Origin of the sequence: Silvimonas iriomotensis (assembly GCF_014645535.1) — a bacterium.
GTDB lineage: Bacteria > Pseudomonadota > Gammaproteobacteria > Burkholderiales > Chitinibacteraceae > Silvimonas > Silvimonas iriomotensis.
Genome location: NZ_BMLX01000005.1, coordinates 223226 through 248486, shown reverse-complemented (window position 1 = coordinate 248486; position 25261 = coordinate 223226). Strand labels below are relative to the sequence as shown.

The window sequence follows — 25261 nt, the reverse complement described above, 5'->3', positions numbered from 1 at the left end:
AGACGCGTCTGTGCCGACAAAAAGCCGTCAGACAAGGTTGAACGCAGCAAATCAACGTAGCTGCTTTGCAGAAAACTGCCATGCCGGGCTGGATAACCGGCGCCCACGGCAGGGCAAGCGGCGGGCTGGGGCAGGGTGGGGCTGGTCACCTGCCTGTCACGATGTTTTAATACGACGCCTGTCCTGATATACCACAGGCACTCCCATTGCCTGTGCTAAGTTCATATTTCAATACAGCCATGCCGGTGACATGATCTGCCGGCGTTGCGGAGCCCAGGCTTGCATACAGAAACATCCACTTCGACCGCGGTTTACCTCTTGACCGGACGGGAGTCCGATCTGGCCCCGGTCGCCAAACAACTGGCGGTGTTCGGTTTTGAAACCACCGTGTTTGATCACGCCACCGCGTTGCTGGCGGCCATGCACGGCAAACCGCCGTTTGCGGTGATCCTGGACGCCCAGACCGAAGGGCTGGATCTGGAATTCCACGTCCCGCTGATCAAGCGTCTGAGCAAAGGCCCGCTGTTTTTATCCTCTGCGGGCGAGCCCGTCTCTCGCCAGATTGCCCTGTTACGCCTCGGGATTACCGATTTCGTGGCCCGGCCATTGCCGCTGCAAAAGCTGGTGGTGCGACTGGATGAACTGCTGGATCAGCGCCGGCCAGAGCCGTTCCGGGTATTGGCGGTCGATGACTCTGAAGCCATGCTGCACTGGCTGGATAAAGTCCTGCGCGGCGCGGGCATGGAAGTGTTCAAGACGCGCAGCCCGCTGGATGTATTGCTGATGATGGAGCGGCACCGGCCAGAGATCGTCATTCTGGATGTCTACATGCCAGAGTGCTCCGGGAACGAAATGGCGCACATCATCCGCCAGCAATCCCGGTTTGATGGTATTCCCATCATCTTTTTCTCGACCGAAGTCAGCCGCAACAAGCAGCTGCTGGCGCGCAGCATGGGCGGTGATGATTTCCTCGTTAAAGACACGCCGCCAGAAGAACTGGTCGCCGCCGTCACCATTACCTGCGAGCGGTATCGCCGCCTGCGCCAGTGGATGACCCGCGACAGCCTCACGCTGCTGTTGAATCACACCACGCTGGTGGAACAACTGGACCAGGCCATCCAGTCCTGTGCGCGCAATGGCGATCACCTGACGTTTGCCATGATCGACATTGACCACTTCAAATCGGTCAACGACGAATACGGGCATCTGACGGGCGATTATGTGATCCAGAGCCTGGCGCGCATTCTGCGGCACACCGCCCCCGGCCAGGCGTTGATCGGGCGCTACGGTGGCGAGGAGTTCGGCATTGCCTTGCCCGGCATCGCGCCGGTGCTGGCTTCACGCTATATCGATGCGGTGCGGCAACAGTTCCGCGCCTTTCCGCAAAACGGCAATGACAGCACGTTCCAGGCCACGTTCAGCGCGGGTGTCTCTACGCTCACGCCGGGCCTGACCACGCAGCAACTGATGGAAAACGCCGATCTGGCGCTCTATCAGGCCAAGCGCAACGGCCGCAATCAGGTGGTGCTGTACAACGAGGCGGAACACGCCCGGCTGGATCGCAACCACGATTAGCGCTGCGCGGTGTCGCGCAATTTCCCTCCCGCCTGCAGGCCGGTTCGGCAATACGCCGCCCGGCCTTTTTGTCGTACTTATGCCTTATGTATCTGATCCAGTACAAATAAAGTTCCGTCTGATATATTAAATAATTGATATTGATAATAATTCGCATTACCATGTTGAGCGTTTGTTAACCGCTCCTACATAGACCTCATCATGAAAACCCGCCATCGCTGGGCCAAGACCCCCTGCGCTACCTTGCTTTGTCCGTTCTCCACCGCCGTCTTGCTGGGCTTTGCCGCACCGGCCTTTGCCGACGACACCGCCGCATTGCCGGATGTCACCGTGACCGCCGCCCAGCAAAGCGAACTGGCGACGCCTTCAACCGGTGGCGCGCTGGGTTCGCGCAAGGTCATCGACACGCCGTTCTCGCAAACCGTGGTGAGCGGGCAGGATCTGGCTGATCGCCAGGTGCGCAAGCTGGGCGATGTCTTTGCCGCGGATGCCTCGGTCTCTGACAACAGCGATGCCAGCAACGCCTGGGCCAGCTATCTGACCGTGCGCGGCCTGCAACTGGATTGGCAGAACGGCTACAAGATCGATGGCCTGCCGTTTATTGGCTACGGCGTGAACCCGCCGTACGAGCAATTTGAACGGGTTGAGCTGCTCAAGGGCTTGTCCGGCTTCATGTATGGCTTTGGCGCGCCCGGTGGCGTGGTGAACTACGTGACCAAAAAAGCCGAAGGCGCCCCGGTCCGCAGCATTGATATCGGCTACACCGAAGACAGCGTGCTGTCTGAACATGCCGACTTTGGCCAGCGTTTCGGCCCGGGCAACATGTTTGGCGCGCGCATCAATTACACCCACGAAGGCGGCGATACCATCAATGGCGGCCAGACCAACCGCAACTCGGTCTCGCTGGCGCTGGACGCGCAGATCAACGATCGCCTCTCGACCTATTTCAACATGCTCTATCAGCAACGCCGCTCGGACAACATGCCGGCCTCGCTCAGCTTTGCCAGCTACACCGGCAAGGGCATGCCCGGCACCGTGGCAGGCGATACCAGCAACCTGAACAGCGATGGTCAGCACCTTTATACCGGCCTGCAGCTGTATACCGCCGGCCTGCAATACCAGCTGACCCCGGACTGGCGCTTGTCTACCCGCTACAGCTACAGCGAATCGACGCGTGACCGCAATGAAAGCACGCTGTACCTGGCTGATAACTCTGGCAATTACAGCGACTACCGCTGGATCGGCAAGGAAGGTAACCGTTTCGCTTATTGGGATGCCATGGCCGAAGGCAAAGTGCAGACTGGCGCAGTCAGCCACCTGATCACTGCTGGCGCCTCCTGGCAGCAGCAAGCCAATTACTACGGTGCCAACTCGTTCTACGGTTTGCTGGGCACGGGCAATATCTACTCCGCCAGCACCAACAGCATGGGCGATATTGCCGGCCTGCAAACCTATCACGACAGCGATATCACCCAGAAAGCCCTGTTTGCCAGCGACACCCTGGGCTTTGGTGAGCACTGGTCGCTGCTGGCGGGCCTGCGCTACACCAACTATCAGCAGAACGCCTTTGGCGTGACCGGCGCCAGCACCGGCAGCTATGACAAGAACGGTGTCGCTACCCCGACCGTCGCGCTGATGTACAAGTTCAGCCCGGCCACCACCGCCTACGCCAGCTATGTGGAATCGCTGGAGCAAGGCTCGACCGTGGCCAGCACCTACGCCAACGCCGGCGAGATGCTCAAGCCGCTGCGCAGCAAGCAGTATGAGCTGGGCCTGAAGCATGACTCCACCGTGTTCAGCACCACCGCTGCGCTGTTCCGCATCGAACGTGGCGCCGAGTACGGCAATGCCGATAACGTCTACGTGCAGGATGGCATGTCGGTGTATCAAGGCGCAGAACTGGTGGCCACCTGGCGGCCGGCCTCGCAATGGCAAGTGGGCGGCAGCCTGATGGGCCTGAAAACCTGGTATGGCGAAGGCAGCAGCAACCGCGGCAACCGCGTTGCCGGCGCGCCGGAGCTGGTCGCCGCAGGCCAGATCGAGTACAAACTGCCTGCCGTACCGGGCCTGAAGCTTGGTCTGGATGGCAAATATACGGGCGATACCATGATCACCCCGACGGGCAGCCTGAACGCCGGCGGTTATACCGTGTTCAATCTGGGCGCGGTGTACAACCTGCATGCCGGGGCGTACGACTACACCTTCCGTGCTGCGCTCAACAACCTGACCAACCGCGAATACTGGGAATTCCAGTACGCCAACTACGTCAAGGCGGGCGATCCGCGCACCATCAGCCTGAACGCCGCGGTCAATTTCTGATCAACACGGCCAGCCATCTGGCAAGGGGAGCATAGTCTCCCTTTTTTGTTTTTGTGGCTGGCGCGTGTTACGGTTAACGCGCATTGCCATAAATCAAACAAAGCCCGTATCGTCCAGCGTGGTCGGGCCAACCGTCAGCCGTATTCTTCTCATGAAATCGTTCAGTCTTTTGCCCAGCCGCCAGGAACTGGCGCTGATCCTGGTCACCGTGTTCTGGGGGGGCACTTTCTTTGTGGTTCATCTGGCCATGCAGCACGCCGGGCCGCTGTTTTTTGTCGGCCTGCGTTTCAGCTGGGCCGGCGTACTAAGCCTGGCGCTGTGCCGCGGGCATATGCGTGGCATCACCCGGCAGGAGCTCTGGGCCGGCTTGCTGATCGGGATCTCCATCTTCCTGGGTTATGGCCTGCAAACCTATGGCTTGCAAACCATTACCGGCAGCCAGTCCGCGTTTATCACGGCGCTGTATGTGCCCATGGTGCCGCTGGTGCAATGGCTGGTCATGGGCCGGCCGCCGCATCTGATGAGCTGGATCGGCATCACCCTGGCCTTTGCCGGGCTGATCTGTTTATCGGGCCCGCAGGCAGGTTCACTGAGCCTGGGCCCCGGGGAAATCGCCACCTTGCTGTGTGCCGTGGCCGTCGCCGGGGAAATCCTGTTGATCGGCCGCTTTGCCGGGCGCGTGGACAGCCGCCGGGTCACGGTCGTGCAATTGCTGGTCGCGGGCCTGCTGAGCCTTGTGATGATGCCGGTGGCCGGCGAGGCCATCCCCGCGTTTTCCTGGTACTGGGCACTACCCGTGTTGATCATGGGCTTGATGAGCATGGTGATCCAGTTGACCATGAACTGGGCCCAGAAAACCGTCTCGCCCACGCGCGCAACCGTCATCTATACTGGTGAGCCGGTATGGGGCGGTGTGGTCGGGCGCATTGCCGGTGACCGCCTGCCGGCACTGGCCATTTTTGGTGGCGCCTTGATCGTGGCCGGGGTGCTGGTCAGCGAGCTGAAGTTCACGCCCAAAAAAGCCACGCAACCCGCGCAATCCTGAGCAGCACCGCCACGGCGCCCGCCCGGATGAACAATGCCGCCCAAGGGCGGCATTGTTGTTTGATAAAACATCAGCCCCTGACTCAGGCTGCCGCCAGTTGATCCGGCATGGCGGGTTTGCCACTGCGGCGCTTGCGGGCCGCCGCACCAATCAGACCCACCATGCCCATGCCCATCAGCGCCCAGGTTTCAGGCTCCGGCACGGGTGAGGTTGGGGGGACAACGACGACACCGCCATTACCGACGTTAAACCAGATATGGCTGTTGGCAACAACCTGGTTGATATCGTCAGCCTGAGAGGACGCCAGCACCTGGGCATTGCCGCCGCCATCACCAAAGCCGACTGCCGCCGGGCTGCCGCCAAAGCCGCCAGAACCCCCGCTGGCGTCACCGGTGGTCCAGCCCATGTCCTTGTAGAAGAACCCGATCTGCCCTTCACCCGTCGGGACGGTGGAGCCATTGGCACGCAAGACCAGCTGGAAGCTATCGACCTTGTCGGTGTGTGCGCCAAAGTAGCCCACCTGATCCCAGGTCACATACAGGGCGTCGCTCTCAAGCCGGTAATGCACGCTGCCCGTGCCATTGGTATCCACGTCGGCAAAATAGGGCGAAATAACCGGTACTGAAACACCCGTCGGTCCACTTGGCGTGAACTGCGACAATGGGCTGAGGAACGTCACATTCCCGTTGTTGTTGATGTACAGGCTGTCGTAGGTGGCGCCGTACAGTGTGAAATTGAAGCCAAGATTGATCTGGCCGGTGGATTCATCATCATTGGGGGCCAGTGTGTCGGTCCCCAGATTGTTCGTGTAGTAAGACGTGGAAGGGGTGAGGGCAGAGTCTGGAAGTGTCGTCACTGTTGCATGGGCGACGGTTGATAACGTGAGCGCGGTGGCAGCCGCGATCGCTATGCGCGTGTGTAACATGATATTTCCTCGATTTCCCTAAAAACCAAACCCGGTCTTCTTGCAAGCACCGGACGCATACGGCCAGATTCCAGATGCCGCTGGATCTTGCCATTTTTTATATCGGGAAATTATATAACTCTTACTTGTAAATTAATGTATCCGTGCGTCTGATGTAAATTTATTGAGTTAGAATATGCTGTTCACTGCCAGATGTTTGACGCTGTTTTCTGGAAATTCCCATGTAAACAGTTGTTTGATGGTGATTGGATAACTGGTGTGTACGCCTTTGAGGGCGTCAGCTGGTTGCTGACAGGCCGAACCAGACCGTTCAACCGCCCGCACCGGCCTTCATGCCGTCGCCGTTTGCCTGGCAGGCCAGGAGAGGATTCGGGTTGAGGTGGGCAGGGCGAATCTGGCACTTGCGCGTGGCGGTTCCACTGGCCTGGTACGGCCACGCTTTCCCGATGGGGGCGTCGCTTTGCTGACAACGACAGCGAGGGCCAAGGCACAGAAAACAAAAAGCCCCGATGCATGTGCATCGGGGCTTTTTGATCTTCCTGACCTGGCGGAGGCCGTGAGATTCGAACTCACGGAGGACTCACATCCTCGGCAGTTTTCAAGACTGCTGGTTTAAACCACTCACCCAGACCTCCGGTGTGAGGGGCGTATTCTAGCGGGTATCGCGCCCGGGGGGTAGGGGGCGCGGTACTTTGTGTCAGACCGCCACTTTTTCCAGGACGTTAAAGCGCGTCAGCACGGCGCTGCTGCTCAGTTCGATGGCCGGGGTGAGTTTGATGCGCCAGGCTTTGCCCTGAGCGGCCAGCTGGAACTCGCGCTCTTCGGCAAAGTACGCTTCGGGCACGATGATGAAGCGGCCGTGATTGGGGTTCAGGCTGTCTGGCGCGTAAATGGCGGTGATGTTGCGCTGGCCGGGCAGGGGCGTGAGTTCGACGGCGACCGGGGTTTGCGTCAGCGCTTCCACGCCCACGTGGACCTGGCCGTCGCGGGTTTTGTTCAGGCGCCGCACCACGCCGATGGTAAAGGGCTTGTTGCCGAAGCCGGCCATGCACAGCACTTCGCCGACTTGCAGCTTGTCGTCATCCACCGCGCGATAGACCAGCGCCATGCCGCCGTCGCTTTCGTTTTCCACAGACCAGCGTGCCAGCGGCAAGCCGTCTTCCGGGCGCTGGCCGCGCAAGAAAGCGGCGATATGGTCCAGCCCGCGCACGACGCTGATCTTTTTCTCGGCGACGCGGCGTTCTTGTTTGCGAATCGGTTGCGGTACGTCTTGCGACCACAGATTGATCATTTGCTGCAGCAGGGCCACGTTGCCAGGTGTGCCGGCGTCGGCGGGCAGGCTTAGCGCCAGCGGGTTGGCGCCGCGCTTGAGTTCGTCGCGCACTTCTTCCATATGGCGCACCAGCGCTTCAGTGCCCCAGTAGCGCCAGTTGTCGCCCACCATATCGCGGCGCAGGCGTTTGGGCGGGGTGGAGCCGGCCAGGTTGACGGCAAACAACTGGTGATGCGGACGGATGTGTTTTTCGATCTGCACAAGGCCGCTCCAGCGGGCCAGCCAGTGCGCGACGGTTTCGATCTGGCGCGGTTGCAGTTTGTCTGGCGTGGCCAGCGACAGCATCAGCGTTTGCAGGTACTCGCCGCGTACATCGGTCATGGGGCTGCCGTCCCATGCCGCCAGCGGGGCGTCGGTATAACCGCCTTCTTCGGCGTACAGGTACAGCTTGTGCAGATTGCGCCAGGCGTTGGTTTCAACGTCCAGGTAACGCAGCCAGCACCATTTGGCGTGGGCACCGTAATAGGTAATGGCGCGCAGGGTGAACTGGTGCAGCGTTTTTTCCAGCCCGCGCGCGTTGCTTTGCAGCGCCTGCTTGATACAGATGCGGTAGGCGTCGCCCATTTCGCGCCAGAAGGCCAGCATGGTGGGCAGCACCTGCTGCGGGCTGGCCTTGTCGTCCAGAATGCTGCCTTCGCAAATATTCACAAGGTGCCGTTGCAGCACGCGTGCTTTTTCATCCAGATAAGGCACCGCCCGGCTGCGTTCCTTGAACGAGACATCCGGGTTGGTGTTGAGTTGTCGCAGCGCTTTGACAATCTCGATCTGCGCCTGGAGGATATCGCTCTCTGGCAACTCGGCCATCATCAGCGTGGCCGACTTGTAGTCGTGAACCCCTTCGGCAGCGCGATTGATGAACAGGGCGCTTACCAATCCTTTGAAATCGAACATTGCTTGGCCTATCGAATCCTGGTCGCCGCTGCATCTGAGCCAATGTCAGCGAGCCGTGTTTTTGTAGGAATAAACCGGTGCGGGTTTCCTTGTGATTTCTCTAAGATTAAGTGAAAAACTTACGACAATCAACCCGATATCAAGTAGTTATGAATTCGATTGCAGGCCTGTTCGAGTATGTTGGTTGGCTGTGTGTATGCAAAACGTAAGAAATTGGCCTGGGAACCGAAGTCATCACCCGGCGTGACAGCCACGGCCTGAGCGGCCAGCAGATCTTCACAGAAATGCGCTGCGGGCCGGCCCAGGTGGCTGGCATCTGCCCACAGATAAAAGGCGCCCTGGGGTGTTGCGGGAATGCCAAAACCCAGTTGTTCCAGCGCGCTTTGCAAATACTGGCGGCGGGCATCCAGTTCTTGCCGGCGGGCCTCGATCATCGCCAGCGTCTCTGGGGCAAAGGCGGCCAGCGCAGCCCATTGGGCCGAGGTGGGCGGCGCCAGGAACAGGTTCTGCGCCAGTTTTTCCAGCGCTACTACATGCTGCGGCGGGCTGACCAGCCAGCCCAGCCGCCAGCCAGTCATCTGGAAATACTTGGAAAAACTGTTCACCACAAACAGGTCTTCATCCAGCGTCAGCGCGGTCTCATGCGGGCGGCCGTACACCAGACCCTGGTAAATCTCATCCACAATCAGGGCCCCGCCGCGCGCATTGCAAGCCTGGGCCAGGGCTTTGATTTCGTGGGGCTCCAGCACGGTGCCGGTCGGGTTGGCCGGGCTGGCGACCAGCGCGGCCACGGTGTTGTCATGCCAGTGCTGTTCAATATGCGGGGCCAGCAACTGAAACCGCGTATCGGCGCCCACAGGCACGTTCACCGGTTGGCCGCCCAGCAAGCTGACCAGGTGGCGATTGCACGGGTAGCCCGGGTCGGTCAGCAGCACTTCACTATCTTGATCGACCAGCAATGCCAGAATCAGTTGCAGTGCGCCTGACGCGCCGGGCGTGACGATGATCCGGCCCGGATCGACGCCGACCCCGAAACGGGTTTGATAAAACCGGGCGATGGCCTCACGTAATTGCGGAATGCCACACGCGCCGGTGTAAAAGGTTTTGCCGTCGGCCAGTGCCCTCAGGCCGGCATCAACGATGGGCTGCGGTGTCGGGAAATCCGGTTCGCCAACTTCCAGGTGAATGACATCGCGGCCTGCAGCCTGCATTTGCTGGGCTGCCTCAAGAATGCGCATGACATGAAAGGGCTCGATTTGTGAGAGGCGCTGGGCGTAACGCATGAGTTCCATCCGGTTATGCTAAAATGCCGGGTTTGGCAAAATATTGAATATTAATCGCTTTCTGATCTGGCGCGCCGGAGCAGACGACGAGGAAAACGCGACACATGATCAGTACTTCCAACATCACGATGCAGTTTGGCGCCAAGCCGCTGTTCGAGAAAGTGAGTGTTAAATTTGGCGACGGCAACCGTTACGGTTTGATCGGCGCCAATGGCTGCGGTAAATCCACCTTCATGAAGATTCTGGGTGGCGATCTGGAGCCCACCGGCGGCAACGTCAGCCTTGATCCGGGCGTGCGCCTGGGTAAGTTGCGCCAGGACCAGTTTGCCTACGAAGACCAGCGCGTGCTGGATGTCGTCATGCAAGGTCATATCGAACTGTGGGCGGCCATCCAGGAACGGGATGCCATCTACGCCAACCTTGAAGCTTCGGAAGACGACTATATGCGCGCCGCCGAGCTGGAAGGCGTGGTGTCCGAGTTCGACGGTTATACCGCCGAAGCGCGTGCCGGCGCCTTGCTGCTGGGTGCGGGTATCCCCACCGAACAGCACAACGGCCCGATGAGCGAAGTTGCCCCGGGCTGGAAGCTGCGGGTGCTGCTGGCGCAGGCGCTGTTCAGCAATCCGGACGTGCTGCTGCTGGACGAACCGACCAACAACCTGGATATCAACACGATCCGCTGGCTGGAAGAAGCGCTCAACGAGCGTGAATCCACCATGATCATCATCTCGCACGATCGCCACTTCTTGAACCAGGTGTGTACCCACGTGGCCGACGTGGACTACGGCGAGATCCGTATTTATCCGGGCAACTATGACGATTACATGCTGGCCGCCACGCAAGCGCGCGCCCGCCTGTTGACCGACAATGCCAAAGCCAAGGAACGTGTGGCTGAACTGCAGGCCTTTGCCCAGCGTTTTGCCGCCAACAAGTCCAAGAGCCGTCAGGCCACCAGCCGTTTGAAGCTGGCCGACAAGATCAAGGACAACATGGTTGAGGTGAAGCCGTCGTCGCGGCAGAACCCGTATATCCGCTTTGAAATGGAAGACAAGCAAAAGCTGCATCGTCAGGCTTTTGAAGCGAACAACCTGTCCAAGTCGTTTGACAAGCCGCTGATCCAGAGCTTGTCCATGATCATGGAAGCCGGCGCCAAGCTGGCCGTGATCGGGGGTAACGGCGTGGGTAAATCCACCCTGATGAAGCTGCTGGTGAGCGAGCTGGGCCCGGATGCCGGTACCGTGAAATGGGCCGAAAAAGCCCAGCTGGGTTACTTCGCCCAGGATCACGAAGCTGACTTTGCCGAAGACATCACCCTGTTTGACTGGCTTAAACAGTGGACCCAGCCGGGTACCGATGACCAGGTGGTGCGTGGCGTGCTGGGCAAGCTCTTGTTCAGTGGCGACGACGTGCACAAGTCGGTCAAGGTGCTGTCTGGTGGTGAAAAGGGCCGCATGCTGTACGGCAAGCTGATCCTGGAAAACCCGAACGTGCTGGTGATGGATGAGCCGACCAACCATATGGATATGGAGTCGATCGAGTCCTTGAACCTGGCGCTGGAACTGTACAAGGGCACGCTGGTGTTTGTGTCGCATGACCGTCAGTTTGTGACGTCGCTGGCGACGCAGATTCTGGAGTTGAATGGCGACGGTACTTACACCTACTACGTGGGCGGGTATGAAGATTACCTGCACAGCCGTGGGGTGGAAGTCTGATCGTTGCGACGGTCTGACCAATTAAAAAAAAAGCGCAGCCTTGGCTGCGCTTTTTTAATGTCTGGCATGGGGCGCGTTACACCTGCAGCGCCCCGGTCAAATCTCCCGGTGGTTGCGCGCCACGGGCCTTGAACGCCGCATCCCGTTCGGCAATCCCTTCGAGCCTGGGCAAACCATGCACCCGGCTGATAAAGCGCAGGATGGAGGTGGTGTCATAGAAGGTGTGATCCACATGCCCACGCTTGGCAAACGGGGACACCACCAGCGCGGGAATCCGCGAACCTGGCCCCCAGCGGTCGCCCTGGGGCGGGGCGACGTGGTCCCACCAGCCGCCGTTTTCATCGTGGGTGATGACGACCACCATGTTTTTCCACTGCGGCGAACTCATCAGGTGCATGAGGATGTTGGCCACGTGACGATCGCCGGATTCCACGTCGGAATACCCGGCGTGCATGTTCAGGTTGCCTTGCGGCTTGTAGAAGGTCACGGCCGGCAGCTTGCCGGCGACGGCGTCGGCCAGGAAGCGGTTGGACATCGGGCTGTCGCCCATGCCGCCGTCACGCAGGTGTTCTGCGCGCGCGGCGGTGCCGGGGCCGAATTGCTTGAAGTAGTTGAGCGGCTGATGGTGGAACTGGAAGTTGGGCTGATCCGGGCCGCCTTTGCCATCCAGCGCGGCTTGCCAGCCGCCGGCGTACCATGCCCAGCTCACGCCCTTGCGGGACAAGAGGTCGCCAATGGTGTCGTAGCTTTGCGGCGGCAAGGTGGCCGGGTCGTTGGGGTCGGCCAGGGTTTTGTCGCCATCGGCGGCGGGTTTGATAAAGCTGGGCTGGTACGGCGGGGCCATGGTGTTTACGGCGTAACCGTCTGGCGTCATGGCGCCATCGTTGGCGAACTTGGGTTTGCCATCCAGGGCGCTGGCCGGGTTTTCGGCGTGCAGGGTCAGGCGCGTGCCTTGCGGGCCGCCATCGACCTTGGCGATTTTCTTTGCGGCGACGCTGTTGGCCACGTCCGGGTAAACGTTGGGGCGCGCGGCAACCAGAAACTGGTGGTTCATGTAAGAGCCGCCAAAGGCCGCCATGAAGAAGCGGTCGCACAGGGTGAACTGGCGGGCGATCTGGTACATGTTGAGGTTTTTGGCGGTCTGATCGTAATAACCCATCACCAGGCCACCGGAGTCTGCCCAGGCGGCAAACTGGTCGTTCTTGCCGCCATTGATCTGCATCTGGTTCTGATAGAACAGGTGCCACAGGTCGCGCGTGATCACGGCCTCAGGCAGCGCCTGGCCTTCGGCGTCCTTGAGCGGGAAGGGCGCGTTGGGCAGCTTGTCGATCTGCTCTTCCTTGATCAGGTAATACTTGCCGCCCACGGTCTGGCCACGCTGCACCAGGCCGCCCCAGATTTTCGGCAGGGTGGGCAGCGGCTGGCCGTTACGGTCAGTCTGGGTGTACTGCGCAGCGGTGAGCGACGAGAGCGGTTCTTGCACGCCGGGGAAGTCGGCATACAGATTGTTGAAGCTGCGGTTTTCCAGATAGATCACCACAATGTTTTTCACGTGCGCGTTCAGGCGTGCGTCCAGCGGGCCGCTGGCGTGCTGCGGTCTGGCTTTGGCGGCATCGGCTTCTTCGGCCACCAGCGGCAGTACGCCGGCGACGCTGACGGCGGCAAGGCCTTCAAGCACGCGGCGGCGGGTGGGGTCGGTCGGCAAGTCACTGGCATCAATCGATTGTGGGTCTACGGGCTGGGTCATTTGCGCATCTTCTTGGCTGATTGGCGGGATGGCTGGCGGGGGCAGGCCCCACGGACTGGTGCTGTTATAGCACTCATGGGCGGTTTGCCTGGCGCGGACAGCAGCGTAACATCCGGCCAGTGTCATTTTTTTTACCAATTGCTGTCATGTTGCTTCCTCAATTGAACGTGATCGGCCCTGGCAGACTGGGGCAAACGCTGGCCCGGCTCTGGCATGAACGCGCCAGCGTGCGCGTGGCTGACCTGCTGGCCAGAGATACCGCCCATGCTGGCGCTGCTGCCGGTTTTATCGGGGCGGGCCGCGTTGCCACCTGGGGCGATCTGACCCCGGCGGCAATCACCTTGATCGCCACGCCTGACGACGCCATTGCCAGCGCGGCCGGGCGCCTGCTGCCACATATCCGGCCGGGCGCGGTGGTGTTTCATTGCAGCGGTGCGTTATCCAGCGATGTGCTGGCGCCCTTGCATGCGGCCGGCGCGACCGTGGCCAGCGTGCACCCGCTGTTTTCATTTGCGGATCCGGCCAGCGCCATTCAGCGGTTTGCCGGCACATGGTGCGCGGCCGAAGGCGATGCAGCGGCGCTGGATATCCTGTTGCCGCTGTTCGATGCCATTGGCGCGCAGCGTTTTACCATTCCGGCTGAAGGCAAGTTGCTGTATCACGCTGGCGCCGTGCTGGCCTGCAATCATCTGGTGGCACTCATGGAAACCGCCTTGCGCAGCATGGCCGGTGCCGGCGTGCCGCGAGATACCGCGTGGTCCGCGCTCAAGCCGCTGATTGATGGCACACTGGCGAACCTGGACCGCGTCGGCCCGGTACAGGCGCTGACCGGCCCGGCCGCGCGCAATGATCTGGGCATCATCGCGCAGGAAATCGCCGCCACCGCTGCGCTCGACCCGGCGACGGGTGAAACGTACAAAGTACTGACCGACGTCGCGCTGCAACTGGCGGCGCAGCGCCGTAACCCCTGATGTGTGCGCCCTGGCCGCGTGGCCGGGGCGCTGACTGTTTTTGTTACCCTGGTTTTTAACGGAGACTTGCATGGCTCAATGGTTCGAGAACAACGCGCAAGCCATCGGCAATACGCCGCTGGTTAAACTCAACCGCATTACCGACGGGGCCCCGGCCACGATCCTGGCCAAGGTTGAGGGGCGCAACCCGGCGTATTCGGTCAAATGCCGTATTGGCGCGGCGATGATTGCCGATGCCGAACAGCGCGGCGTGCTGGGCGCGGGCAAAGAACTGGTCGAGCCCACCAGCGGTAACACCGGCATTGCGCTGGCGTTTGTCGCTGCCGCCAAAGGGATTCCGCTGACCTTGACCATGCCGGAAACCATGAGCCTGGAGCGCCGCAAGCTGCTGGCCGCGTTCGGTGCAAAACTGGTGCTGACTGAAGGCGCCAAGGGCATGAATGGCGCCATTGCCAAGGCAGAAGAGATCGTCGCCTCTGATCCGGGCAAATACGTGCTGCTGCAGCAGTTCAAGAACCCGGCCAACCCGGCCGTGCACGTCGCCACCACCGGCCCGGAAATCTGGAATGCCACGGATGGCAAGGTTGATATTCTGGTCTCTGGCGTGGGCACCGGCGGCACCATCACCGGGGTGTCGCGCTATTTCGAGACCGAACGCGGTCAGGCGCTCCATTCGGTTGCGGTCGAGCCGACCAGCAGCCCGGTACTGACGCAAAAGCGTGCTGGCCAGCCGCTGCAGCCGGGTCCGCACAAAATCCAGGGCATTGGCGCCGGCTTTGTGCCGGACGTGCTGGATATGTCGCTGATTGACGATGTGCAGCAAGTCACCAACGAAGACGCCGTTGAATACGCGCGTCGTCTGGCGCGTGAAGAAGGTCTGCTGTCGGGGATTTCTTCCGGTGCCGCCGTGGCCGTGGCGGTGCGCCTGGCCAGACTGCCGGAAAACGCCGGCAAGACCATCGTCGTGATCCTGCCGGATTCGGGCGAGCGTTACCTCAGCTCTATCCTGTTTGAAGGCATGTTCGACGACAAAGGCATCGCCATCTGATGCCCCGATCCGGGCCCGCATCGCCGCCTGCTGGCGCGCGGCGCGGGCCTGGCCTTGAACCTGTCCCTGCCTTGTCCTAGCCTTCGTCCATGTCTCGTCGTCTTTCCATTCCAGAATTCACCGAATACCGCGCGCCGTCCTGGCTGCCGGGTGGTCACCTGCAAACTTTGTATCCCGCGCTGGCGCTGGGCAATTCCGGGCCGCAATTCCGGCGTGAAACCTGGACTACACCAGATGACGACCAGATCGCGGTGGACTGGCTTGATGGCGCAGCCGATCAGCCACTGGTGGTGCTGTTTCACGGTCTTGAGGGCAGCTCGCGCAGTCATTATTCGCTGTCTTTGTTCGCGGCGGCCAGAGCGGCCGGGTATCGCGGCGTAGTGCCGCATTTTCGCTCTTGCGGTGATTTTGAGAACCGCTTGCCGCGGGCTTATCACGCTGGCGATTCGAGCGAAATCGACTGGGTATTGCGGCGCATTCGCGAACAGAACCCGGGCGTGCCGATCTTTGCTGCGGGCGTGTCGCTGGGCGGCAATGCGCTATTGAAGTGGCTGGGCGAGCAGGGCAGCGCGGCCGGCCAGGTGATCAATGGCGCGGCCTCGGTCTGTGCGCCGCTGGATCTGACTGCGTGCGGCGCTGTGCTTGATCAGGGGCTGAACCGGCAGATCTACACGCGTGAGTTTTTGCGCACGCTGAAAAAGAAAATGATGGTGAAGCTGCGGCTGCATGCCGATACGCGCATAGACCAGCAGGCCATCCGCCGCGCTGGCACGCTGCGCGAGTTCGACAACGTGGTCACGGCGCCACTGCATGGCTTCCGGGATGTTGATCACTACTGGAGCGCGGCCAGCAGCAAACCGCACCTGAAAGGCATCGATGTGCCTACTTTGATACTTAACGCAAAGAACGATCCCTTCGTTCCGGCGCATATTCTGCCCTTGCCTGGCGAGGTCTCGGCCGCAGTCACGCTGCTGCAGCCCGCCACGGGCGGCCACGTCGGCTTTGCTGGCGGCATGCCGCCGGGGCAGCTGACCTGGCTGCCACGCACATTGCTCACGTTTTTTGAATTCCAGCTGCGGGCAAACCAGAGCACGCAGCACCCCTGATCAAGGAGTTCCAGTATGTCCTGCATCGATCGCAGCCTGTTCAAAGCCTACGACGTCCGCTCAACCGTCGACAAACTCACGCCCGAGGCCGCTTACCTGATTGGCCGGGCGGCGGGCACCATGGTGGCGCGGGCGGGGCACACGCTGTTTTCGGTCGCGCGCGATGGCCGGCTGTCCAGCCCCGATCTGGCCGCAGCGCTGATGCGGGGCCTGACCGAGTGCGGCCTGACCGTGCTGGACCTAGGGCTGGCCGCCACGCCCGAGATGTACTACGCCGCGCTGTACAAGTCAGAGGGCTGCGGTGCGGTCGTGACGGGCAGTCACAATCCACCCAATTACAACGGCATCAAGATCATGGAAGGCGGTGTGACGGTGGGCGATGCGCGCCTCGCTGGCTTGGCCGATCTGATCGAGGCGGATGATTTTGTAGAGGGCACCGGCAAGGTCGAAACGCTGGAGATCGCGGACGAATACATCCGCGCCGTGTGTGCACAAAACGTGCTGCAACAGCCGCTGTCCATTGTGATTGATTGCGGCAACGGCGTTACCGGCGCCAGCGCGCCGCAACTGTACAAGCAACTCGGTTGCACTGTGCATGGCCTCTTTACCGAGGTGGATGGCCATTTCCCCAACCATCATCCAGACCCGCAAGTGGCGGCCAATCTGGTGGATCTGCAAAAAGCGGTGGCCAGCACCGGCGCCGCGGTGGGCCTTGCTTTTGATGGCGATGGCGATCGGCTGGGTGTGGTTACCCGCAGCGGCCGCATTGTGCCAGGCGACCGTATCCTGATGCTGTTTGCCAAAGCCATGCTTGATGCCCATCCCGGCGGGCACGTGTTGTACGACGTCAAATCCACCCGTGCCGTATCGGTCTGGGTAGAGCAACTGGGTGGCACCAGCGAGGTGATCGCGGTAGGCCATACCCACATGAAAAAGCGCCTGAAAGAAACCGGCGCGCTGGTGGCAGGCGAGCTGTCCGGTCACCTGGCTTTTGGCCAGTGGAAGTTTGACGACGGCATGTACGCCGGCGCGCACATCGTGCAAATGATCGCCGCAGGCATAGACCTGGACGCCTTGCTCGACAGCATGCCGCAGTTCATGTCCTCGCCGGAAATCCAGGTGCCGGTACAGGAAGACGGCCACGCCGTAGTGGCGCGGATTGCTGCCAATGCGACCTTCCCGACCTCGACCAGCCTGATCACGGTTGATGGCTTGCGCATTGAGTATCCGGACGGCTTCGGGCTGATCCGTGCCTCTAACACGACGCCGGTTCTGACACTGCGGCTGGAGGCGGAAAATGAGGCCGCACTGGCGCGGATCGGGCAGGAAATCAAAACAGCCATCGCACCGCTGCCCTGGCCGGTACAATAAGCATTTTTGCATCCAGGAATCTGCCCGCATGACCGCTCCCTTGTACCAGGCTTTGCCCGCCCGCCATGTGATCGCTGCCAATGTGGCCGCCGCGCTGGCAGAAGACATTGGCCAGTGCGACTGGACCGCGCAATTGATTCCGGCAGAGCACCCGGGTGTGGCCAAGGTGATTGCGCGCGAACAAGCCGTGATCTGCGGCCAGGACTGGTTTGAAGAGGTCTACCGCCAGGTGGACACCGCCAGCCGGGTGATCTGGCAAGTGGCCGAGGGTGAACTGGTGGCGCCCAATACCGTGTTGTGCCGCATTGAAGGGCCGGCGCGTGCCTTGCTGACCAGCGAGCGCGCTGCACTCAATTTCCTGCAGTTGCTCTCTGGCGTGGCGACCGAAACGCGCCGCTATGTCGATATCATTGCCGGTACGCCGGCCAAAGTGCATGACACCCGCAAGACCTTGCCGGGGCTGCGCCTGGCGCAGAAATACGCGGTCAAGGTGGGCGGCGGAGAGAACCAGCGCATTGGTTTGTATGACGGCATCCTGATCAAGGAAAACCACATCATGGCCGCCGGCGGGATCAGCGCCGCGCTCAAGGCGGCGCGTGAACTGGCGCCGCCGCAGGTCACCATCCAGATCGAAGTGGAAAACCTGGATGAGCTGAACGAGGCCCTGCATGCCGGCGCCACGTCGGTACTGCTCGATAACATGACGCTGGCCGACATGCGTGTGGCGGTGCAATCGTCGCGTGGCAAGGCCGTGCTGGAAGCGTCGGGCGGGGTGGATCTGCAGCAGATCCGCGCCATTGCCGAAACCGGCGTAGACCGGATTTCGGTCGGCAAGCTGACCAAAGACGTGCGCGCAATTGATTTGTCGATGCGTTTTGCGCTGTAACTGCCGCAGTCGAGCGCGTGCGCATTATGAGAAAAACGGAGCCCTGGTGGCTCCGTTTTGCTTGCCCGGTGCGCCAGTGCACGCAAGCTACTGATTCTTTTATGAGAACTGGCCGCGTCAATATTACACAGGTATCCGTTTATGCCAGCTTATCGGATATATCCTATGCGCTCTTTGCACGTGGACGAACTCATGGAAATTGAAGACGCAAACTGGCTGGACTACTACGTCGACTGGCTGGAGTGGGCCGAGGATAACCTTGCGGCGGGCAGCCAGCCGCAAGATGTCATGCAGATCATGCTGCAGGGCGGTGTACCGGCCGGCGTGGCGCAACGCTTGATGGAATCCACGGGCACGACCCCGGCCGGCCTGCTGCAAGACGACTGGGCGCCGGAAGCGGCCCGCGTGCTGCACTGAACGCCCCGCACCAGATCAGAAGCGGAACCCGGTCAACTGCTGCTCCATGCCGTCGGCCACGCCCACCAGGGCACGCATCTGGCCCAGCATGTCCTGCGTGCGTGTGATGCTCTGGCTGGCGCTGGTGCCAATACCCGAAAGGCGCTGATTGATGGCCTGGGTGGCGCTGCCTTGTTCTTCCGTGGCGGCGGCAATGCCTTCCATCATGTGGCTGACCTGCTGGGCCGCCTGACTGATGCGCTCTAGCGCCGCCGCAACGGTGGCGCCATCATCCCGGCATTGCGTCACCCGTTCATTGGCTGCATCCATGGCCGCCAGCGTGGCCTGGGTGCGTGAATCCGTATCACTCAGAATCTTGCGGATGTTCTGGGTGGCAAGCGTGGTATCAAGAGACAACTTGCGTACTTCGTCGGCCACAACCGCAAAACCACGCCCGCTTTCGCCGGCGCGGGCGGCTTCAATGGCTGCATTCAAGGCCAGCAGATTGGTTTGCTGGGCAATTTTCTCGATCGCACCGGCCACCCGGATGATGTCCTGCACCGAACCCGCCAGCGCGTGCATGGCCTGATCGGTAATGGCAAATTCCTCGCCCAGCGTTTGCAGGCGCCGCAGGGAGGCCTCGCCGGCTTGATGGGCATCGTCCACGGCTTGCTGCGTGGTGCGCGCAATATCGCCCGCCTGCGCCGCTTGCGTTCCCATCTGCAAGGCCGCTTCCTGCAAGGTACTGCTGCTGCCGACGATGTCCTGCAAATGGGTGGTCTGCACGCTGGCATCGCCATGAATGGCCTGGGCCAGCCCGGTCACCGCAGTGGCATCGCTGCGGGTGGTGCGGGCGGCCTGGCGGGCTTCGCGCAGGGTGCCGGCCAGTTGATCCAGAAAATGGTTGAGCGCCGCGCCCAGTTCACCGATTTCGTCTTTGCCTGCGGGCATGCGGTGCGTCAGATCGCCGGTCTGCAATTGCTGGCTGACATGGTTCATGCTGCGCATGCGCCGGCTAAGCATGCGGGAGAAATACAACTGGCTGGCGACAATCAGCAAGCCGGTCAGCGCCAATGGCACCAGCGTGGCGGCCAGCAATTGCCGCACGTGACTGTCGATGGTGGCGGTGGCGTCCTGGCCGGCTTTGGCCGCGGCATCGCGCAAGGTTTCCACGGTCGCCAGCAGCGGTTCCAGTTCGTTATGCCAGGCTTGATCCGGGATATTGAGCGCGTCTTGCGGGCTGGTCGAGGCGATCTTGATTGCGCTCTGGTATTGCTGCACAAACGCCGACCAGTGCCCCTTGAGGCTGCCTTGCAAGGCCTGGGCCTGATCCTGGGTCAACGCGCCGGCAATGCGCTGCGCGTTTTGCGTGACCTCGGCATTGGCGGCATCCAGTTGTGCCTGGGCATGTTCGTTCAGCGGGTCCAGGCGCGAAATGGTCAGCATGGTGGCGCGCATGTCGCCCAGTTCGGCGACGGTATCCTGGGCGCTGCGATAGCGGGCAAAATCCCGGGAAAGCCCGGATGTCTTGAAGGCCAGCCAGCCAGCAAGGCAGATCAGCACCAGAACGGTAAATGCGCTGACCAGTTTGAGCTGCGCTGCAATTTTCATGACTAGCTTTCCACGACGGTAAAAATCGCAGGCAGCTTATTACTTTTTTGTTACGAAGATATGACTGCGCAAATGTATTAATTTAATTGGGTTTTTCGCCATTCATGCACTACGGTAGCCCGGTTTGCAGTTTGCCAAGGCCGTAAGAAATATTGCAGTGCGGCAAAAATGTGAACTAGATCAATGGTTAATGTCATCTAGTTGCCGTGATATGCCGGGCAGATCAGAAAACAGGGGCGATACGGCGGCGCCCGCCCGCTGGGGCGAGACAACAGTCATCTGGCTGTCATTGACGCCAAACCCGCCAATACGCTATGTTCGCTGGATTTTCCGCCGAGTTTTGCAGCATGCCTAAAACAGTCAAACAGCCGGAGAATTTTGAAGCCGGTTTTGCCGAGCTGGAAGCGCTGATTGCCCAGCTGGAATCTGGCAACCTGGCGCTGGAAGCCTCGCTCGCGGCCTGGCAGCGCGGTCAGGAGCTTTTGCAATATTGCGAAACCAAACTGGCCGACGCCGAACGCCAGCTCAAGGTCCTGGAAGGGGACCGCCTGCAGACCCTCAAAGTGGATGGGGATCAAGCTTGACCGACTTCAAGGATTGGATGCGCGACGTTCAGGCGCGCATGGAAAACACACTCGACCAGTTTCTGCCGCCGATCTCGCACGCGCCGTCGCGCCTGCATGACGCCATGCGCTACGCCGTCCTGGATGGCGGCAAGCGCGTGCGCCCGTTGCTGGTGTACGCCGCAGCAGAACTGGTCAACGGCAACGACGCCTGTACTGCCGCGGCTGCGGCCGCAGTGGAAATGATCCACGCCTATTCGCTGGTACACGACGACATGCCGGCCATGGACAACGATGTCCTGCGCCGTGGCAAGCCGACCGTGCACGTGCAGTTTGACGAAGCCACCGCGCTGCTGGCCGGCGACGCCCTGCAAGCGCAGGCGTTTGACGTGCTGGCCCATGCGCCGTTTGCGCGGGCCGGTGATCAGGTTGCCGCCATTGCCGCCCTGGCGCGTGCCTCTGGCAGCCTGGGTATGTGCGGCGGCCAGGGTATTGATCTATACAGTGTCGGTCAGACGCTGACACTGCCCGAACTGGAATTGATGCATATTCTCAAGACGGGTGCGCTGATCCGCGCCAGTGTGCTCATGGGTACCCGCTGTGGCGATCCCATGGCCGATGAAGACCGCGCGCGACTGGACCGGTTTGCCAAGTGCATCGGTCTGGCTTTCCAGGTGATTGATGACGTGCTGGACGAAGAATCCGACTCCGCCACCCTGGGCAAGACGGCCGGCAAGGATGCCGCCAACAACAAGCCGACGTACGTGTCCTTGCTGGGCCTGAAGGGCGCAAAGGACAAGGCCGCTGAACTCCTGGACGAGGCTCGTGCCGCGTTGACGCCGTTTGGTGAGCGCGCCGCCCGTTTGCAGGCACTGGCGGACTTCATCGTCGAACGCCGCAGCTAAAAGAACATAGTCATGACAACATTGCTTGATCAAATCAATCTGCCAGCCGATCTGCGCGCCCTGGACAGGGAAGACCTGCCGCAAGTAGCGGGCGAGTTGCGCCAGTTCCTGCTGGACTCCATCAGCACCACCGGTGGCCATTTTGCGTCCAACCTGGGTGCGGTCGAGCTGACCATTGCGTTGCACTACGTGTTCAACACGCCGTATGACCGGATCGTGTGGGACGTGGGCCACCAGAGTTATCCGCACAAGGTGCTGACCGGCCGGCGCGAGCGCATGTCGACCATGCGCAAGCAAAACGGTCTGGCGGGCTTTCCCAAGCGCGAAGAAAGCGAATACGACACCTTTGGCGTAGGCCACTCCAGCACCTCGATCGGCGCCGCGCTGGGGTTTGCCGAAGCGGCAAAGCTCCAGGGTGAGGACCGCAAGGCGATCGCCATTATCGGTGACGGCTCCATGACCGCCGGCATGGCGTTTGAGGCGCTGAACAACGCCGGCGACCGTGATGTGGACCTGCTGGTCATCCTCAACGACAACGAGATGTCGATCTCGCCCAACGTTGGCGCGCTGAACAACTACCTGGCCAAGATGCTGTCGGGCAAGTTCTACAACGGGTTCCGCAATGTCTCTGGCCGCATGCTCGACAAGGTGCCGCCCCTGCGTGAACTGGCCAAGCGCAGCGAAGAGCAGCTCAAGGGCCTGTTCACGCCCGGCTTGCTGTTTGAAGAATTCGGCTTCAATTACATCGGCCCGATTGATGGCCACGATATCGACACGCTGGTGACCACGCTGTCGAACATCAAGAAACTCTCCGGCCCGCAGTTCTTGCATGTGGTGACCAAGAAAGGGCAGGGCTACAAACTGGCCGTGGCCGATCCGGTCAAGTACCACGCGGTCACCCCGTTCACGCCGGAAAACGGCATGACTGGCAAATCCGGCAGCAGCAAGCCCAGCTTTACCCAGGTGTTTGGCGACTGGCTGTGCGATATGGCCGCCAAAGACGAGCGTCTGGTCGGCATTACCCCGGCCATGCGCGAAGGCTCTGGCCTCGTGAAGTTTGCCGAGCAATATCCCACCCGTTATTTCGACGTGGGCATTGCCGAGCAACACGCGGTGACGTTTGCCGGCGGCATGGCCTGTGAAGGCGTCAAGCCGGTGGTGGCGATCTATTCCACCTTCTTGCAGCGCGCCTACGACCAGTTGGTGCATGACGTCGCCCTGCAGAACCTGCCGGTGGTGTTTGCCATCGACCGCGCCGGTCTGGTGGGGGCCGATGGCCCGACGCACGCCGGTTCGTTTGATTACTCGTTCCTGCGTTGCATCCCCAACATGGCCATTCTGGCGCCGGGCGATGAAAACGAATGCCGCCAGATGCTCTACACGGCGTTCCTGCATGACGGCCCGACCGCTGTGCGTTACCCGCGCGGCAGCGGCATTGGCGCCACGGTGCAGGAAGAAATGACCGCTTTGCCCTGGGGCAAGGGTGAAATCCGCCGCAAGGGCAGCAAGGTGGCGATTCTCTCGTTCGGTACGCGTCTGGGCGCCGCCCTGCACGCCGGTGAAGCGCTGGATGCCACGGTCGCCAACATGCGTTTTGTGAAGCCGCTGGATGACGCGCTCGTCGCGGAACTGGCTGCCAGCCACGATCTGATCGTGACAGTGGAAGACAACGCCATCATGGGCGGTGCCGGTAGCGCGGTGCTCGAATCGCTCAGTGCCCAGGGCATCACGGTGCAAACCCTGCTGCTGGGCTTGCCCGATAGCTACGTGGAACACGGCGAGCAGAACCAGTTGCTGGCCGATTGCGGGCTGGATGGCGCTGGCGTGGAAGCGGCGATCCGCAAGAAGCTGGGCTGATCAGATTGATCTGGCCACACAACAAAAAACCGGGGCACGCCCCGGTTTTTTGTTGTCCGCAAGACGCCGCGTTTATTTGCCGGCCAGCACTTTGGTGCGGGCCATGCACGCGCTCACGCCTTCAATCAGCGTGCTGCGCAGACCGCCGGCTTCCAGCGCGGCAATGGCAGCAATCGTCGTGCCGCCGGGCGAACAGACCTGGTCTTTCAACTCGGCCGGATGCCGGTTGCTGTCGCGTACCAGTTGCGCCGAGCCCATCACCGCCTGGCTGATCACGCCATAGGCCTGCGCCCGTGGCATGCCATGCTGGACGGCTGCATCGGCCAGCGCCTCGATAATCAAGCACACATAGGCCGGCAGCGAGCCCGCCACGGCAGAGAACACGTCAAACTGCGCTTCATCAATGAACACTGCGCGGCCAAAGCTCTCAAAGATGCTTTGCGCGGCAGCGCGTTCATCCACAGAAACGTGGCTGGAGGCGCACAAGGCGCTCATCCCTTGCCCGATCTGGGCCGGGGTATTGGGCATGCTGCGCACCACCTTGGCGTCTTCGCCAGCGTGGCGCTGTACGCGTTCGATGCTGTATCCCACTGCCACCGTCACAATGACATGGCGCGGCTGCAGCAAGGGGCGCAACTGCGCCAGCATGGCGTCATAACCCTGCGGTTTGACGCCGACCACCAGATAGTCCGCCAGCGCGGCCAGTTCAGCCAGCGAGTCAGACGGCACCACGCCCCACTTGTTCTGCAGGTTGATCAGCTTGTCGTGGCTGCGGTTATACCCGTGGATTTCCCAATCCGGGTGGGTGTGCTTGATGCCGGCGATCATGGCGCCTGCCATGTTGCCAGTACCGATAAATCCGATCTTCATGGTGGGGAAACCTCATCACGGTTGCAGGGCAAACAACTATGTTAACCGCCCGTCATGTTGATGGCATGTGTGATTGCGTACAGCGCGTTGTGCACAAGTGGCGTTTATCCACGGTTTTTCATGAACAAGCTTGTGCAAGCGGTGTGTACAAGTCATGCAGCACCTTGATTTGAAAGGCATAAAACGCACTGACTGAAAAAGAGGCAGCACCTGTTTTCCCCAGCGTTGTGGTTTATCCCCGCTTTATGTGGCCTCTTGTGTGAAGAGGGTGTGGATAAGCCGGGCAGGTGGCTGAGCCATAAGGTTTTTTGCGCGCTGTTCAAAAAACAGGCAATGGCCGCTTTGCCCGGTTTTTGTGGGTAAAACCGGCCCGGGCCGCTGCTTTGAGCGCGTGCGGCGGGCAGTGCAAAGCCAGGCCCGATGCGCTTTTCCACGGTTTTACCCGAACAACCATGTTGGTGATCTGTGGACAAGCCAGCCAAGTCGTTGACGCACAAAGCGCTTTTCTTGCTGCCTGAAAAAGAGGCAACGCCCCGGCGTTTTACACAAGTTGCGGGCACAAGATTGTGCATGCCCTGTGGACAAGTGCGCCAAGTCCTTGTCCCTGATGGTATTTACGGTGGCCGCCTGTTTTTTGGGCAATTTACGGTGTGGCTGATTGCTTGAGGGGGAGGGCAGACAGGGTGCGTGGATAAGTCGCGGTTTTCCACGCAAATAGCAGAACAAGCTTGTGCGCGCGTTGTGGATAATCAATTCAAGCGTATGTTTTGACGGCATTTTTACCCGCTGCCTAAAAGAGAGGCAGCACACCTGCGGTTTTATAATGGCGGGTTCCCTTACACCCTGA

The 25261-nt window shown here is 60.9% G+C and carries 19 protein-coding genes and 1 tRNA gene; 13 read left to right on the top strand and 7 right to left on the bottom strand.

All coding sequences use genetic code 11. The features are described from left to right. Window positions 1-279 precede the first annotated feature (279 nt). The 3 genes from IEX57_RS16980 to IEX57_RS16970 all read left to right on the top strand — a co-directional run bounded on the left by IEX57_RS16980 (window position 280) and on the right by IEX57_RS16970 (window position 4939). Window positions 280-1575, top strand: a complete 1296-nt coding sequence (locus IEX57_RS16980; RefSeq protein WP_188705733.1) for a diguanylate cyclase domain-containing protein — start codon at window positions 280-282, stop codon at window positions 1573-1575. A gap of 201 nt (window positions 1576-1776) precedes the next feature. Then, on the top strand, window positions 1777-3894 hold the full coding sequence (locus IEX57_RS16975) for a TonB-dependent siderophore receptor (RefSeq protein WP_188705724.1): 2118 nt from the start codon (window positions 1777-1779) through the stop codon (window positions 3892-3894). A 151-nt stretch (window positions 3895-4045) separates the two neighbouring features. Continuing rightward, window positions 4046-4939, top strand: coding sequence for a DMT family transporter (locus IEX57_RS16970; RefSeq protein ID WP_188705722.1), 894 nt, complete (start codon window positions 4046-4048; stop codon window positions 4937-4939). A gap of 82 nt (window positions 4940-5021) precedes the next feature. On the opposite strand, the gene IEX57_RS16965 is transcribed toward IEX57_RS16970, so the two are convergent. The 4 genes from IEX57_RS16965 to IEX57_RS16950 form a co-directional block, all read right to left on the bottom strand. Continuing rightward, window positions 5022-5864, bottom strand: coding sequence for a nidogen-like domain-containing protein (locus IEX57_RS16965; RefSeq protein ID WP_188705720.1), 843 nt, complete (start codon window positions 5862-5864; stop codon window positions 5022-5024). A 545-nt stretch (window positions 5865-6409) separates the two neighbouring features. Then, window positions 6410-6499: transfer RNA gene (locus IEX57_RS16960), tRNA-Ser, on the bottom strand. A 62-nt stretch (window positions 6500-6561) separates the two neighbouring features. Next, window positions 6562-8088 (bottom strand): cyclic-di-GMP receptor FimW-related protein, encoded by a 1527-nt coding sequence (locus tag IEX57_RS16955; protein ID WP_188705718.1) that lies wholly within the window; start codon window positions 8086-8088, stop codon window positions 6562-6564. Window positions 8089-8216: 128 nt separating this feature from the next. Further along, on the bottom strand, window positions 8217-9371 hold the full coding sequence (locus tag IEX57_RS16950; RefSeq protein WP_188705716.1) for a pyridoxal phosphate-dependent aminotransferase: 1155 nt from the start codon (window positions 9369-9371) through the stop codon (window positions 8217-8219). A 104-nt stretch (window positions 9372-9475) separates the two neighbouring features. Between IEX57_RS16950 and IEX57_RS16945 the strand changes: the two genes are divergently transcribed. Next, window positions 9476-11083: an ABC-F family ATPase gene (locus IEX57_RS16945; protein ID WP_188705714.1), complete on the top strand. Its 1608-nt coding sequence runs from the start codon at window positions 9476-9478 to the stop codon at window positions 11081-11083. Between the two features lie 76 nt (window positions 11084-11159). Here IEX57_RS16945 and IEX57_RS16940 read toward each other — a convergent pair whose 3' ends face one another. Beyond that, the gene (locus IEX57_RS16940; protein ID WP_188705712.1) at window positions 11160-12830 is read right to left on the bottom strand and encodes an acid phosphatase; all 1671 of its coding nucleotides are present in this window, start codon (window positions 12828-12830) and stop codon (window positions 11160-11162) included. Window positions 12831-12976: 146 nt separating this feature from the next. On the opposite strand from IEX57_RS16940, the gene IEX57_RS16935 reads away from it, so the two are divergent. From IEX57_RS16935 to IEX57_RS16910, 6 genes are all read left to right on the top strand, one after another. After that, window positions 12977-13801, top strand: a complete 825-nt coding sequence (locus IEX57_RS16935; protein WP_188705710.1) for a Rossmann-like and DUF2520 domain-containing protein — start codon at window positions 12977-12979, stop codon at window positions 13799-13801. A gap of 70 nt (window positions 13802-13871) precedes the next feature. Continuing rightward, a complete protein-coding gene (gene cysK, locus IEX57_RS16930) occupies window positions 13872-14849 on the top strand; it encodes a cysteine synthase A (protein WP_188705708.1) in 978 nt (325 codons plus the stop codon). An 89-nt stretch (window positions 14850-14938) separates the two neighbouring features. Continuing rightward, window positions 14939-15955, top strand: a complete 1017-nt coding sequence (locus IEX57_RS16925; RefSeq protein WP_188705706.1) for a YheT family hydrolase — start codon at window positions 14939-14941, stop codon at window positions 15953-15955. Between the two features lie 15 nt (window positions 15956-15970). Then, entirely contained in the window at window positions 15971-17326 is a 1356-nt protein-coding gene (locus IEX57_RS16920) for a phosphomannomutase/phosphoglucomutase (protein WP_188705704.1), read from the top strand. 28 nt (window positions 17327-17354) lie between these two features. After that, the gene (gene nadC, locus IEX57_RS16915) at window positions 17355-18212 is read left to right on the top strand and encodes a carboxylating nicotinate-nucleotide diphosphorylase (protein ID WP_188705703.1); all 858 of its coding nucleotides are present in this window, start codon (window positions 17355-17357) and stop codon (window positions 18210-18212) included. Between the two features lie 165 nt (window positions 18213-18377). Further along, window positions 18378-18629 carry a hypothetical protein gene (locus tag IEX57_RS16910; RefSeq protein ID WP_188705701.1) on the top strand — a complete coding sequence of 84 codons (252 nt, stop codon included), beginning with the start codon at window positions 18378-18380 and terminating at the stop codon, window positions 18627-18629. 15 nt (window positions 18630-18644) lie between these two features. Here the strand turns inward: IEX57_RS16910 and IEX57_RS16905 are convergent, their stop codons facing one another. Continuing rightward, entirely contained in the window at window positions 18645-20219 is a 1575-nt protein-coding gene (locus IEX57_RS16905) for a methyl-accepting chemotaxis protein (RefSeq protein ID WP_188705699.1), read from the bottom strand. Between the two features lie 347 nt (window positions 20220-20566). Between IEX57_RS16905 and IEX57_RS16900 the strand changes: the two genes are divergently transcribed. The 3 genes from IEX57_RS16900 to dxs are packed head-to-tail and all read left to right on the top strand — an operon-like array spanning window position 20567 to window position 23544. Then, the gene (locus IEX57_RS16900) at window positions 20567-20803 is read left to right on the top strand and encodes an exodeoxyribonuclease VII small subunit (protein WP_188705697.1); all 237 of its coding nucleotides are present in this window, start codon (window positions 20567-20569) and stop codon (window positions 20801-20803) included. A gap of 17 nt (window positions 20804-20820) precedes the next feature. Next, window positions 20821-21687: a polyprenyl synthetase family protein gene (locus IEX57_RS16895; protein WP_188705695.1), complete on the top strand. Its 867-nt coding sequence runs from the start codon at window positions 20821-20823 to the stop codon at window positions 21685-21687. Window positions 21688-21693: 6 nt separating this feature from the next. Further along, complete coding sequence (gene dxs, locus IEX57_RS16890; RefSeq protein ID WP_268238364.1) at window positions 21694-23544, top strand: 1-deoxy-D-xylulose-5-phosphate synthase; 1851 nt, start codon at window positions 21694-21696, stop codon at window positions 23542-23544. Between the two features lie 72 nt (window positions 23545-23616). Here the strand turns inward: dxs and proC are convergent, their stop codons facing one another. Beyond that, a complete protein-coding gene (gene proC / locus IEX57_RS16885) occupies window positions 23617-24414 on the bottom strand; it encodes a pyrroline-5-carboxylate reductase (protein ID WP_188705691.1) in 798 nt (265 codons plus the stop codon). Window positions 24415-25261: the final 847 nt, after the last annotated feature.